This is a genomic window from Rhodothermales bacterium (genome assembly GCA_041391505.1).
GTDB lineage: Bacteria > Bacteroidota > Rhodothermia > Rhodothermales > JAHQVL01 > JAWKNW01.
In genome coordinates, this window is record JAWKNW010000006.1 from 171,310 (window position 1) to 185,371 (window position 14,062).

The following is a 14,062-nucleotide window of genomic DNA, read 5'->3' on the forward strand; positions in this document are numbered from 1 at the left end:
CGGTTCAGATGCCGTCGCCCCGGAGAAAACGGATGCGCTCGCGGGCGCGCGGCCCGAGGAGCGAGCCCGGGTACTCCGTCAGGAGCCGGGCATAGAGCGTGACGGCTTCGTCGTCGTTGCCGAGTTCGAATTCGTAGATATCAGCCGCTTCGAACAGGCTCCGGTCGGTCAGATAGCTGGTCGGATGAATGAGCGGAAACTCGAGCAGCGCGGCGAGGGCGTCTTCGGCCCGGCCGGCCTGGCGGAGTGCCCGGGCGCGGCTGTAGCGGGCTTCGTCGGCGAGCGGGTGGGTGCCGTAGTCTTGCAGAAGCGAATCGAGCGTGGCGAGGGCCTCATTGAAATGACGCTGCCGGAGGGCGAGGGCGGAGCGGGCATACATGCGGAGCGCCGAGTTGAGGGAATCCGGTCCCTTGTTTTCGATCAGCATCACCTTCAGCTCGATGGCGTCGTTGGCGACATCGGTCGAGGTATTCTCGTTCATCGGGGCGGATATGGTGAGCGCCGCCTCGAACTCGCCACGGTAAAAGTGAAGCATGGCCATCTCGTAGCGGGCTCGTTCGGCGAGTTCGCCGATGCGGAGGCGGTCCACGAGTTTGGAGAAGATGAGGCGCGCCCCGTCCAGGTCGCCGCGCATCAGCGCGATGCGCCCCGTGTCGAACGCCGCTTCGTCCGCCGCCTCGCTGCTGCCGTAGATGGCGGTGACCTCGGCGTAGGCGGTCTCGGCGGCGTCGAGATCAAAAAAGACATCGAGTTGCAGCTGGCCGATGCGTCCGAGCACTTCGGGGTAGTAGGGATGGGTGGCGTACTTTTTCAGAAAGAGCTGGTAGGCGGCGAGGGCCTCTTCATAACGCGGGGCCGGCCGGCGGTTGCCGGCGTCGTCGACGGCGCGTTCGCCGAGGTCTTCCGCCTGTTTTTCGAGCATGCTGCCCAGCCCGAACTGCGCGTCGGCCGCGGCGGGGGAGTCGGGGTAGCGTTCCAGGATCTCCCGGTAGGCATCGGAGGCCACCTTGTAGGCGGCGGCGTCGGCCGCCTGCTCGGCGAATCCGAAGAGGACGTTGCCGTTCTCCTGCTCGAGGCGGTCGATCGCGCGGTACGTATTGAAGGCATCGCTGAAGCGGTCGGCCTCGATGTACAGCCAGCCGAGCAGTTCGCGGTAGGAACGGTTCAGCGGCGTCTTGCGCACGGCTTCCTCGGCAACGGGGATGCTGGCTTCCAGCACGCCTTCCTGTTCGACGAAGCGTCCGAGCCGGCTGCGGACGAAGCTGAGCTGCCGGTCGCTCTCGTCGAGCAGGCCCAGGTATTCGGTCATGGCGTCGGCATGCCGGCCGGTGAGGCTATACATATAGGCCAGATCCATCCGGAACAGGGCCGCGTCGCCCAGCACGTCGCGTCCTTTTTCCAGAACGGCCACGGCCTGTTCGAAGAGACGCACCTCGACGAGGCTTTGATAGACGACGCGATAGGCCGTCGCCTTGCCGGGCTCGAGGGCGACGGCGGCGTCCCAGGTCGCCAGCGCCTGGGCCTCGTCGCCCATGAGGTAGTAGAGCCGGGCCTTCTGGGCGGTGAGCACGACGGGCGCATCCTCGCGGGCGATCCGGTCGTCCACCAGCCGAATCGCGTCCTCATACCGCTTGACGCTCTCGTACGCCTCTTTCAGCTTCTCATAGAATACATAGGTAGACGGGCTCTCGGCGTAGAGGTCTTCGAGCAGCGAGATGGAGCGATCGAACTGTCCGGCCCGCAGGTAGGTGTCGGCCAGCTGAAAACGCGCGACGAGCGTGCTGTCGATCTGCTGCGCCGCGGCGGGAAGGGCCGTCGCGATCAGCAGGCCGAGGAAAAGGGTGCGCAGGGTACAAATTCGCATAAGAGTCAGTACATTTCGGCCTCCCTGGGAGGTAGGTAGCCGGCGGCGTAGCCGTTTAGTGCCTGAAGAGGCCCTTCGCGGGGCATCCTGTTTTTTTTATTCCGGCGGATGGGATTCCGCCAGCGATAGCATCCACTCTTTATGAATCGCGACGAAGCGAGACCTCGTGCATCTGCGAAAGGGCGTGCAAATAAAGGGCCCGTTCAGCGCCTCGCCGTGCTCGGCGCCACGGGCTCTATCGGTACGCAAACGCTAGAGGTTGTACGGCTATTCCCAGAAAAGTTCAAGGTTGTGGCGCTGGCCGGGAATCGGAATATTGAGCTGCTGCATGCGCAGGCGTTGGAGTTTTCCCCGGCCTGCGTGGCGGTGGGTGACGACGCATCCGCGCAGGCGTTGCGCCGGCGGCTGGAGGGGACAGGGATCGCCGTGCTCCAGGGAAAAAGCGGCCTGCGGGAGGCAGCCTGCTGGGAGGGTGTCGATGTGATCATGGCGGCCATCGTCGGTTTTGCCGGCCTGGAGTCGGTGGTGGCCGGCATCGAGGCGGGATGCACGATCGCGCTGGCGAACAAAGAGACGCTGGTCGTCGCCGGCGAGCGCGTCAACGCGCTGCTCCGGGCGCACGGAGGCCGTATGGTGCCGGTGGACAGCGAACACTCCGCCATCTTCCAGTGCCTGGTCGGCGAGCCGGCCGGCGCGGTGGAGTCGATCACCCTGACGGCGTCGGGCGGGCCTTTTCGGACGCGGCCGCTGGAGACGTTCGACCGGATCACGCGGGAGGAGGCCCTGCGTCATCCGAACTGGGCGATGGGCAGCAAGATTACGATCGATTCCGCGACCATGATGAACAAGGGGCTTGAGGTGATCGAGGCGCACTGGCTCTTTCACCTGCCGCCCGAGCGGATCGACGTGCTCGTCCATCCCCAGTCGATCGTGCACTCGCTGGTCAACTTCGCCGACGGCAGCAGCAAGGCGCAGCTGGGGCAGCCGGACATGAAGGTCCCCATCCAGTACGCGCTGAGCTACCCCGACCGGTGGCCGGCACCGCATCCGCGGATCGACTGGAGCGCGGCCGGCCGGCTCGATTTCGAGCGGCCCGACCGCCGGAAGTTTCCCTGTCTGGAGCTGGCCTACGAAGCCTTACGGCAGGGCGGCGCGGCGCCGGCGGTGCTCAACGCCGCGAACGAGGCGGCTGTCGCCCTGTTTCTCAAGGATCGCATCCGTTTTGTGGACATTCCCCGGGCGATCGAGACGGCGATGGCGCAATTCGACGGGCCGGCGCATCCTTCCCTGGACGATCTCGTAGCGCTGGACCGGGCCGTGCGTCGCCGCGTCGAGGAACTCTACGGCGCCCCTGCCTATTGAATAGTCTGCAGCAAGCGAGCGGCGTCTGTGGGGCTGACTCGTACGCGCTGGCCTTGCGCCGCGAAACCCCGCTAACGTCACTGTTTTTCGCTTTTTGGGAGCAAGTATGGATCTGGCACTCGAAATACTTTCAACACTATTCTGGGTGTTGCTCGCCATCACCATCCTCGTGTTCGTACACGAGATGGGCCATTTTCTCACCGCGAAATGGTTCAAGATGCGGGTCGACAAGTTTTCCGTCGGTTTTCCTCCGAGGATCTTCAGCAAGACCGTGGGCGAGACGGAATATGTGCTCGGGGCGACGCCGCTGGGCGGCTATGTCAAGATCGCCGGCATGGTGGATGAGAGTATGGATACCGAGTTCATCAACTCGGAGCCGCAGCCCTGGGAGTTTCGCTCCAAGCCCGTCTGGCAGCGCATCGTGGTCATCACGGCCGGCGTCATCTTCAACGTCATTCTCGCAGTCATCATCTTCTCCGGGCTCAAATACGTCTATGGCGAGCCCTACATTCCGGCCGATCGCGTCCAGCAGGTGTATGTGAAAGACAGCTCGCTGGCGTACCAGATGGGGCTTCGGACGGGCGACCGCGTCGTCAATGTAAGCGGCAAGCCGCTGGAGCGGTTCAACGAGATCGAGTCGATCGAATCCATCCTGGCCGACCCGATGACCGTTACCGTCGTTCGCCATGGCGAGGAGATGACGTTCAAGGGGCCGGATGACATCATGACGCAGCTGGGTCGTTCCGGCAAGTCCAGCTTCGGGATCGACATCATGCCGGCCATCATCGGCGGCGTGGCGTCCGACTGGTCGGCCGATCAGGCCGGCCTGCAGGCGATCGATCGCATCGTGTCGATCGGGGGGACGGATATCCACTTCTGGGCGCAGATGACCGAACTGATCCAGACTTCGAACGGCGAACCGATCGCCGTCGTGTGGTCGCGCCCGGATTCGCTGTTCGATGAAAACGCCGTGGTGCCGGCGGGCACCACGCTCCTGCGCCATGAAAACGGTTTCCGGTACTACGAGGCGCAGATCACGCCGCGTCTCGATGAGAGCGACGGCAAATACAAGTTCGGGGTGCTCACGCCGGATTACGCGGTCATCGCCCAGTCGTACGGGGAGGTCTACGAGCATTACAACCTGGCCGGCGCCGTGGGCGCCGGGATGCGCGAGACGTGGATCAACGCCAGCGCCATCGTCACGAGCCTCAAACGGGTGTTCACCGGGCGCGAGAACCTGCGGGAGAATCTGGGAGGGCCGGTCATGGTCGCCCGGGTGACCAAGCAGGCGGCCGAGGCCGGCGCGTATTATTTCTGGAAGATCGTGGCGGTGCTGTCGATCACGCTGGCCATCATGAACATCCTGCCGATTCCGGTACTCGACGGCGGCCATCTCGTCTTTTTGATCTACGAAGGCATTACGCGGCGCGAGCCTTCCATCAAGGTGCGGATGTGGCTGCAGCAGATCGGGATGATCCTGTTGCTGGTGTTCATGACATTCCTCGTATTCAACGATATCCTCCGGCTTTGACCGGGCGGAAAACGTGGATGCAGGGCCTGGCAACGCCGGCCGGCGCACAGGTATCAGAAATGGAATCCTCGCGTGCAGTTTAAACCCCCTCTCGTGGAAGGCGTACCCACCTCCGATGCCGCACAGCAGGCGGCGCTCAAGGCGCAGGGATCGATTCCCCGCCACGTTGCCATCATCATGGACGGCAACGGCCGCTGGGCCAAGACCCGCGGCAAGATCCGGGTTACCGGCCACTATGAAGGCGTCGAATCCGTGCGGGACATCACCGAAGCCTGCGCGCAGCTCGGGGTAGAATTTCTTACCCTCTACGCGTTCAGCACCGAGAACTGGAATCGACCGCCGAGCGAGGTCGATGCCCTGATGACACTCCTGATTCACACCATCCGGCGGGAGCAAAAAACGCTGCTGGACAGCAAGGTGCTGCTGCGCGCCATCGGCGATATCGACGCGCTCCCCGAGGCCTGCCGCAACGTGCTCGAGGAGTCCGACAAGGAGAATCCGGCGGACTACCGCATGATCCTCACCCTGGCCCTGTCCTACAGCGGCCGCTGGGATATCCTGCACGCCACCCGCGAACTGGCTCGCCAGGCCCGCGAAGGACGTCTAGACCCCGACGCGATCGACGACGCCCTGTTCAGCGCCCAGCTCAGCACGAAGAACTATCCCGACCCGGATCTGCTGATCCGCACCGGCGGGGAGCTTCGCGTCTCCAACTTTCTGTTGTGGCAGATTGCCTATTCGGAGATGTATCTGACGGAAACGTTCTGGCCCGACTTCCGCCGGCCCCACCTGTACGAGGCCATCGCCAGTTATCAGCAGCGGGATCGCCGTTTCGGACGCGTTACTTCGTGAACCCTGCAATAATCTCGCAGGCGCCTGCGTTCTGACGTTGTGGGCCCCCCGGCGCGGTCGAAACCAAGCCACCAGACGCCTAGTCTAATAGGCCCACCAAAAAAATGACCCGCCCATCCGTTCGTAAAGGTACTTGTCTACCATGAAAGTATTCTCCGTAGCAGGCCTGTTTGCCGTCTGCCTGTACGTCTCGCCAGTCGCCGCCCAGATACCAGGCGGAGGCTTGCCGGCCGGCAGCGAAGCATGGTTCGCGCAGGCGCCGACCGAGATCAAGATCGCCGGCGTCACGGTGGAAGGTGTGGAAGGCCAGAATATCGCCTCCTTCATCGTCCAGACGAGCGGCCTCCAGGTCGGCCAGACGGTGACGCTGCCCCTGGATCCGAGCTTCGGCGAGGCCATCCGGTCCATTTTTCGCCTCGGCAACTACAGCGACGTCAAGATTCTCGAGGAGAAGCGGGATGCCGAAGGGGTTTATCTCAAGATCCACGTGACCTCGGTGCCGCGACTGGGTGAATACAAGTTCGAGGGCGTGCGCAAGAGCCAGCGCAACGACCTGAAGGAAAAGGCGCCGCTGCTCAGCCGCACGCCGCTCCGCCAGGGAGACATCGAGCGGACCATTCAGGTCATCAAGGACTTTTACCGGGACGCCGGCCGGCCCCTGGCCACCGTCGAGGTCGAACGCATCGACCAGCCGGACAATACGGTCGACCTGACCTTCCATGTGGATCGCGGGCCCATCGTCGAGGTCGAGGAAATACGTCTCGCCGGCAACGAGATGGTGGATTCGAAGAAGATTCTCAAGAAGCTCGATACCAAGGAAGATCACTGGTGGCGCTTCTGGAAGAAGTCCAAGTTCGACCGGAAGAAATACGAGGAAGACCTCCAGAAAGCCGTCGCGGTGCTCAACGAGCGGGGCCATTTCGACGCGCGCGTCGTGCGGGACAGCGTCTATCTGAAGCAGGAAGACGGCAAGGCCGGCATGGTCGTGGAAATCGACCTGCACGAAGGGCCGCAGTACCACATCCGGTCGGTGGACTGGGAAGGCAACACGGTCTACACCGACGAGCAGCTGTCGCAGTCGCTGGACATCACCGCCGGCGATGTCTACAACAGCAAGAAGCTGGAGCAGAACCTCTACGCGAACAAGCAAAGCTCGGACGTATCGAGCATCTACATGAACCGGGGCTACATGACGTTTGGCGTCAGGCCCACGATTCGCATCGTCGAGGGCGATTCGCTCGACATGAGCTTTGACATCTCCGAGGGGGATATCTTCGAATTCGGGAATATCGAGATCGCCGGCAACGACAAGACAAAGGATCACGTGATCCGGCGCGAGCTCTATACGATCCCGGGGCAGACCTTCAGCCGCGACGCGATCCAGGAGTCGATCCGCCGGCTCATGCAGCTCAACTACTTCAGCCAGGAGTCGCTCGGCAAGGGGCCGGGCATCGATGTCGACGAACAGAACAAGGTGGTCGACCTCAGCTACTCGCTCGAAGAGACCGGCAGCGACCAGCTACAGCTTTCGGGCACCTGGGGCAGCTTCGGCCTGGTGCTGAGCCTCGGCTTCGAGTTCAACAACTTCTCGGCGCAGAACTTCTTCAAGAAGGGCGCCTGGCGGCCGCTGCCTTCGGGCGACGGCCAGCGCCTCTCGCTCGGCATCCAGACGAACGGGCGCTATTACCAGAATTATTCGGTGGGCTATACCGAGCCGTGGTTCCGCGGCAAGCCGACCCCCGTGGGCTTCTCGGTCTCGTACTCGCGGATCGGGCAGAACCCCTTCTTCGCCATCACGAACGGCGCGCTCTCGACGGCGACCGGGCGGGTGTTTTACGAGAAACGCCTGAAGTGGCCGGACGACAAGTTCAGCTACCTCAGCGGCATCCAGTATCAGTACACGAACAACGACAGCCTGTATGCGTCGCTCCCGCAGGGCGTCAGCCAGGAAGTGTCGCTGCAGCAGGCGATCTCGCGAAACTCGACCGACAATCCGCTCTTTCCGTCGCGCGGTTCGACGTTCCGCCTGTCGCTCGATGTGGCGCCGCCCGTGGGGAATTTCATCCAGTACCACAAATGGCGCTTACAGAACGGCTGGCACGTGCCGATTCTACCCAAGCTCACCCTGAGCGTGACCAGCGATTTCGGGTACGTCGGATCGCTTACCGGCGAAGATGTCCGCTTCCAGCGCTTCGTCGTGGGCGGATCGCCGTTCGACACCCAGGGTACGTTCAACCGGTTCTTCTTTGCGACGGACATCGTGTACATGCGCGGCTATCCGTCGGGCGCGCTCGGTCCGCGTGTGAACAACGAGCCGATCGGCGGCCGCATCCTCAACAAGTTCACCTCGGAGCTGCGCTGGATGGCCATCCAGTCGGAGCAATTGCAGGCCGCACCGTACCTGTTCATGGACGGGGCGAACACCTGGAACGATTTCAAGTCGTATAACCCGGCAGAACTCTACCGTTCCGCCGGCGTAGGTATGCGGTTCTTCCTGCCGATTCTCGGGATGCTCGAACTGGCGTACGGCTACAACTTCGACGAATTCCAGCCGACCTCGCTGTCCAGAACCAACCACGACGGCACGCGCCAGTGGCTGTTCCAGTTTACGATCGGCCAGGGATTCAATCAGTAACCGACATCGCCTGATCAGCATGCGTGTTTTCCCAACCTACATCCAGGCCCTCCTGCGCCGGCCCCGGGCCGCCGCTCTCATCGCCGCCCTGCTCGTGGCGTCGGCCGGCGTTGCGCCGTCCGCCGTGGCGCAGCAGAAGATCGGGTATGTCGATTCCGACTATATTCTGAGCAAAATCCCCGAGTTCGCCACGATCCAGCAGAACCTGGATCGCCAGAGCCAGGAGTGGGAGAAGGAGCTCGAGGAGAATCAGAAGAACGTCGATGAGATGTTTCGCGAATACCAGGCGCGCGAGCTGCTCTATACAAACGAGGAGCGCAAGCGCAAACGCGATGAAATCATGCAGGCGGAGCAGGACATGGAGCGGCTCCGCATGCGCTACTTCGGCCCGGAAGGCGAACTCTACACCCAGCAGGACAATCTGATGCGTCCGCTGCAGGAGCGGGTGCTCGAAGCGATCGAGAAGGTCGCGGCCGAAGACGGATTTGATTACATTTTTGACAAAAGCGGGGATTTTCTCTTTCTTTTCGCTCGCGAGCAGCATAACCTCAGCGACCGCGTGCTGGAAGAACTGGGGATCGACCTCGAAGCGCCCGGCGCCCGGCGATGACGCCGGCTCGATACGGACCCACACACCGAACCACCAACCAACCTCTTGCTAGAATGCGCACTACGTTTCTTTCAGCGTTTTTCCTGTTCACGGTAGCTTTTTCGCCTGCCACTACTTCCCAGCAGGCGGCGCAAGCGCAGACGCTGAAAGTGGGGTATACGGATCACGAAGTGATCATTGCGAACATGCCGGCGTACGTTCAGATTCAGGGCCGTCTGCAGGCCGAGTACCAGGGCGGACAGGAAGCGCTTCAATCCCTCGCGGCGGATTTCCAGAGCGAGGTCGAGAAGTACCAGAAGCAGCAGCCGCTGCTCTCCGCCGAGAAGCGTGCGGAACGCGAGAATGAACTGGCTGCACGGCAGAAGGAGATCCAGGATGCCGCCGGCCGCAAGGATCAGGAACTGGGTCAGCTCGAAGCCGACCTGATGCAGCCGATCCTCAAGCAGGTTCAGGATGCCATCGACGCCGTGGCCAAGGAAAAGAGCCTGGACCTCGTGCTGCGCTATCAGATCGGCGGCGGCCAGCCGGTGCTGCTGTACGCCAATCCGGATCGCGTGGTCGACATCACCCTCGATGTGGCCAAGCGCCTCGGCATCGACGTGAGCGAAGCCGAAGCCGCCAACGCCTCCAACTGAGGCCTGTCATCTTGGTTAAAAGGGCGCCGGCCATCGAGGTTGGCGCCCTTTTTCCGTTCTGTTCGCCCCCGGCGTCTGCCGGGGCGTATATTGTTGCGCTTCCTAACCTTGCCGGCCAGGCCGGAACGATGACCTCATGAGCACGGAGACGGTACCGCTCAAGCCGCTGAACGCCCGAAGGGTGACGACGCAGACCCTCCAGGAGATGCGCGTCGGAAATATCCCGATCGCCATGCTGACGGCCTACGATTACACCTCGGCGAGGCTGCTCGATCAGGGCGGTGCGGATGCGCTGCTGGTGGGCGACTCCGCCTCGAACGTCATGGCCGGCCACGAGACGACGCTGCCCATCACCCTCGATCAGATGATCTACCACGCCCAGTGCGTCGTGCGCGGCGTGGAGCGCGTGCTGGTGGTGGTCGATCTCCCGTTCGGCTCGTACCAGGGCAACGAAAAGAAAGCGCTGCAGTCGGCCATCCGCGTCATGAAGGAGTCCGGCGCGCACGCCGTGAAGCTGGAGGGCGGCGAGGCCGTCGCGCCGACGATCAAACGCATCATCCGCGCCGGCATCCCGGTGATGGGGCACCTCGGCCTGACGCCGCAGAGTATCTACCAGTTTGGGACCTACAAGGCCCGGGCGCGCGAAAAGGAGGAGGCGGATAAGCTGCGCCACGACGCCCTCCTGCTGCAGGATGTCGGCTGCTTCGCCATCGTGCTGGAGAAGATTCCGGCCGACCTCGCCGGCGAAGTCACCGCCTCCCTCCGGATCCCGACGATCGGCATCGGCGCGGGCCCGCAGTGCAGCGGGCAGGTGCTCGTCACACACGACATGCTCGGGCTCACCACCGATTTTAATCCCCGGTTCGTGCGGCGCTATGCGGAGATGGGTTCGATGTTTACCGGGGCCGTCAAGGCCTATGTCGATGACGTCCGCGCCCGCAAGTTTCCCGACGCCTCGGAGAGCTATTGAGGTTCGAGGCTCAGGGTTTGAGGATCAAGGGTTTTACAGGTTGTGCTTGACAGGGTCACGAATTCGGAACGGGGAATAGTGGAAACGAACACGGATGGCGGCGGGCCGCTAATACTGATTACAAACGACGATGGGATCGACGCACACGGCATCCGGGTGCTGACTTCGTCCCTCAACGGGTTGGGGACGCGGTATGTCGTTGCGCCGCGGGAAGAGCAGAGCGGCGTATCGCACGCCATCACCATACGCCAGCCGGTTCGCATCGTGCAGCGGGACGGCGGCGTGTTCGGGGAGGGGGTGGAGGCCTACGCCGTCACGGGCACGCCGGCGGATTGCGTCAAGATGGCCATCGATCACATCCTGCCCCGGAAACCGGACCTCGTGGTGAGCGGCATCAACCAGGGGCCGAATGCCGCCGTGAACATCCTGTATTCAGGCACCGTCAGCGCGGCGCTTGAAGCCTCGGTGATGGGGCTCGATGCGATCGCTTTTTCCCTCAACGCGTGGACGGGGGGCGACTTCGAGTCGGCCGGCGCCTACGCGCGCCGCATCGTGGAAACGGCGCTCCAGCGCAAACTGCCATCGGGGGTTCTCCTCAACGTGAACGTCCCGAACCTGCCCTATAACGAGATCAAGGGCATCGCCATCACGGCGCAGGCCAAATCGCGCTGGGAGGACTCGTTTGTCGAACACCGTGACCCGTTCGACCGGCCGTATTACTGGATCGCCGGCAACTTCGTCAACCTGGACACTGGCGATCACACGGATCTGGCGGCGCTGGAAGCCGGCTATGTCTCGGTGACGCCGGTGCATTCGGATCTGACGGCGTACGAGTTCGTGGATCATTTGAAGGGTTGGGGGATGTGAACCCGAATAACCCGTTCAGACAGGCATTACGCTACGCGACATGCCGCACGGTAGCGAAGCGTCATTTGGATACGGGATACACGATGCAGGATAATTACTGAAAACCGGTGCCTTTGATCGGCGATCCGGCATCCGGCATCGGATGCGCGACGCGCCGCGGGTCTAAAAAAAATCAGTTACCAAGGATCAGCTCTCATAGATATGAAATCACGTTTCGCTTCTTTTCTGGCGTTTCTGAGCCTGACGGTCGTAGGCCAGGTGTACGCGCAGGCCCCCAGTGCGCACAAGCAGGCCGCGCTCGACTTGCTCGAGGTCAGTCAGGCCGAAAAAAACATCGACGAGGCCATCGAGATGATGCTCTCCGTCCAGCTCGAGCAAAACCCGATGATGTCGCAGTTCGAGGACATCCTGCGCGATTACATCACCAAATACATGGCATGGGACGGTCTGGTCGACGAATACGCCCAGATCTACATGGACGCGTTCACCGAGGCGGAGTTGAGGGACATCATCGCCTATTATCGCACCGAGACCGGTCAGAAGGCGGTCACCCTGATGCCCACGATCATGCAGCAGGGCGCCATGATCGGGCAGCGCAAGATGATGGAGCACCAGGATGAACTCGAGGCCAGCATCATGGAGCGGTTCGAGCAGCTCAGCGCCGAAATGGGTGAGGATGCGTTTGGCGACGGCGGTTTCACCCAGCAAGAAATGCTGGCGGTGGATTCGACCGGGAGCATCTTCCGGGTCGCGCATCTCTGGCCCGAGGATACCGTGGCGCTGGACCAGCCCATCCGCGAGGTAAGCCCGCTCGTCTTTCGCCTCTCGGACGGCATCTTTCAGGTAAAGCCCGAGTTTTTCGGCGAAGCGCAGGCCATCACGCTCTTCACCGACGCGGAAGGCCGTATCCGGGAGATGCGGTTCGACTACGATTCGAGCTACGTGTTCGACGAGATGAAGGTCCGCTACGAGACCCTGTTCGGCATGCCGGCCATCTTCATCGAGGGCGCTTCATCGGACCTGATCTACTGGGAGGATGGCGCCACGCGGTTCGAGATCGTGCTGGATCGATCGCTCGGCGAAGGATCGATTCACGCGTCGCTGCGGAATCGGTAGGGAGTGGAGGACTGCGCGTCCAACCATGGGAATGGCGGCACGTGGTACGGGAGAGATGGCGCCCTGTCATCGCGACCGTACGCAGCGGCCATAGCCGATGCGGAAGCGGAGCGACCTCCCGGAGCTGGCGCTGAGTTTACTCTCTGGATGTCCCTCTACTACCGCGCCGGCTGGTGCCGCCGCTTTCGATCGGGATGACAGGGCAGCTCAATAAACACCACCACGCTGCGCGGCACTCAACCTCATTGGAAAAACGGTTCTGGCGAATTAGAGATCTTAAAAGAACAGCAAGGTAGGGAGAGCCGTCTTCAGTTCTTCCCTGCCCAACCCGCGAACGCAGCCACGCGCTCCCGGATGGGCGCAATAGCCAGTTTCCCGGGGAAGCCGGCGACTTTGTAGGCATCGAGCGCCTGTTCGAGGTCGACCTGCCCGATCTGGCTCACCTCCCGGGCGGCTTCGCGGTAGGCATCCCGGAACGGCATGCCGGCGGCCACTTTTTCCAGCGCCGCCGCCGTCGCAAACAGCTCGCTCGACGTGGCGCGGCGCATGGCTTCCAGGTCGAACTCGACGCCGGGCAGGAGCTGCCGCATGGCGTCGAGCATGTCGGTCGTGACCGCTTCGCTGCGCATCGTGGCCTCCTTCGTCAGCTGGAGGTCGCGGTGGTAGCCCGAAGGCATGTTGGCCGGCAGCGTCAGCAGGATCTGCATCTCGGCGATGACGCGGTGGTAGCTGGCGCGGATGAGTTCGAGCACATCCGGATTCTGCTTCTGCGGCATGATGCTGCTGCCGGTGCAGAAGGCCGCCGGCAGCCTGACGAACGCGAACTCGGACGTATTGAACAGCACGAGGTCGCTTGCCATCCGGTTGAGCGTCGCGGCGACCTGGGCGAATGCGTGGACGACGTGCAGTTCCAGCTTGCCGCGCGAGAGTTGCACGGCGGTGACGTGCGTCTGGACGTCGGTGAAGCCGAGCGCTTCGGCGGTAAAGGCGCGCGGGAGGTCGAGGTACGGCACCCCGTAGCCGGCGGCGCTGCCGAGCGGCGAAGTATCCACCTGATCGAAGGCGGTCTTCAGAGCGGCCAGGTCCGACACGAGGAGTTCGGCGTATCCCATCGCCCACAGGCCGGCGGTCGTCGGCATGGCGCGCTGCAGGTGCGTGTAGCCAGGCATGATCGACCGCTCGTGCCGCGCTCCGAGGTCGCAGAGCGCCGTCGCCAGATCGATGGCGCCGGCGGCGATCTGGCGCACGCGGTCCTTCAGAAACAGCCGCAAGGCCGTCAGCACCTGGTCGTTTCGGGATCGGCCGGTATGGATCCGTTTACCGGTGTCGCCGAGCCGCTTCACGAGTTCGCCCTCGAGCACGGTGTGGCAATCCTCATCCTCCAGGCGCACGACCAGCTCGCCGGAAACAGCCAGGGGCCGGATGTCGTCCAGCGCTTGCTCGATCTGTTTCAGCTCCTCGCCGGTCAGTATGCCGATCCGGGCCAGACCGCGCGCATGGCCGCGCGTGCCGTCTACGTCGTAGGGCAGCAGTCTGGTATCCCATCGGTAATCCTCACCCACCGTGAAGCGGGTGACCCAGGCGGCGACGTCGGTATCTTTTTTCCACAGCATGGCGGCG

The 14,062-nt window shown here is 62.9% G+C and carries 11 protein-coding genes; 9 read left to right on the forward strand and 2 right to left on the reverse strand.

The annotated features are described in order from the left end of the window. Positions 1-4: 4 nt before the first annotated feature. Positions 5-1,864 (reverse strand): tetratricopeptide repeat protein, encoded by a 1,860-nt coding sequence (locus R2834_08515; protein MEZ4700358.1) that lies wholly within the window; start codon positions 1,862-1,864, stop codon positions 5-7. Positions 1,865-2,005: 141 nt separating this feature from the next. Here R2834_08515 and R2834_08520 point away from each other — a divergent pair, with 141 nt between their 5' ends. From R2834_08520 to R2834_08560, 9 genes are all read left to right on the forward strand, one after another. Then, complete coding sequence (locus R2834_08520; GenBank protein MEZ4700359.1) at positions 2,006-3,226, forward strand: 1-deoxy-D-xylulose-5-phosphate reductoisomerase; 1,221 nt, start codon at positions 2,006-2,008, stop codon at positions 3,224-3,226. Between the two features lie 106 nt (positions 3,227-3,332). Further along, entirely contained in the window at positions 3,333-4,757 is a 1,425-nt protein-coding gene (rseP, locus tag R2834_08525) for an RIP metalloprotease RseP (GenBank protein ID MEZ4700360.1), read from the forward strand. Between the two features lie 93 nt (positions 4,758-4,850). After that, positions 4,851-5,609 (forward strand): isoprenyl transferase, encoded by a 759-nt coding sequence (locus R2834_08530; protein MEZ4700361.1) that lies wholly within the window; start codon positions 4,851-4,853, stop codon positions 5,607-5,609. Positions 5,610-5,751: 142 nt separating this feature from the next. Continuing rightward, positions 5,752-8,244, forward strand: a complete 2,493-nt coding sequence (bamA, locus tag R2834_08535; GenBank protein MEZ4700362.1) for an outer membrane protein assembly factor BamA — start codon at positions 5,752-5,754, stop codon at positions 8,242-8,244. Positions 8,245-8,263: 19 nt separating this feature from the next. Then, the gene (locus tag R2834_08540; protein ID MEZ4700363.1) at positions 8,264-8,854 is read left to right on the forward strand and encodes an OmpH family outer membrane protein; all 591 of its coding nucleotides are present in this window, start codon (positions 8,264-8,266) and stop codon (positions 8,852-8,854) included. Positions 8,855-8,907: 53 nt separating this feature from the next. Then, positions 8,908-9,489, forward strand: coding sequence for an OmpH family outer membrane protein (locus R2834_08545; protein ID MEZ4700364.1), 582 nt, complete (start codon positions 8,908-8,910; stop codon positions 9,487-9,489). A gap of 136 nt (positions 9,490-9,625) precedes the next feature. Then, positions 9,626-10,459, forward strand: coding sequence for a 3-methyl-2-oxobutanoate hydroxymethyltransferase (gene panB / locus R2834_08550; protein ID MEZ4700365.1), 834 nt, complete (start codon positions 9,626-9,628; stop codon positions 10,457-10,459). A gap of 78 nt (positions 10,460-10,537) precedes the next feature. Next, on the forward strand, positions 10,538-11,326 hold the full coding sequence (gene surE, locus R2834_08555; GenBank protein ID MEZ4700366.1) for a 5'/3'-nucleotidase SurE: 789 nt from the start codon (positions 10,538-10,540) through the stop codon (positions 11,324-11,326). Between the two features lie 201 nt (positions 11,327-11,527). Continuing rightward, positions 11,528-12,442, forward strand: coding sequence for a DUF2059 domain-containing protein (locus R2834_08560; GenBank protein MEZ4700367.1), 915 nt, complete (start codon positions 11,528-11,530; stop codon positions 12,440-12,442). Positions 12,443-12,750: 308 nt separating this feature from the next. Here R2834_08560 and argH read toward each other — a convergent pair whose 3' ends face one another. Further along, positions 12,751-14,055, reverse strand: a complete 1,305-nt coding sequence (gene argH, locus R2834_08565) for an argininosuccinate lyase (GenBank protein ID MEZ4700368.1) — start codon at positions 14,053-14,055, stop codon at positions 12,751-12,753. Between the last annotated feature and the right edge of the window lie 7 nt (positions 14,056-14,062).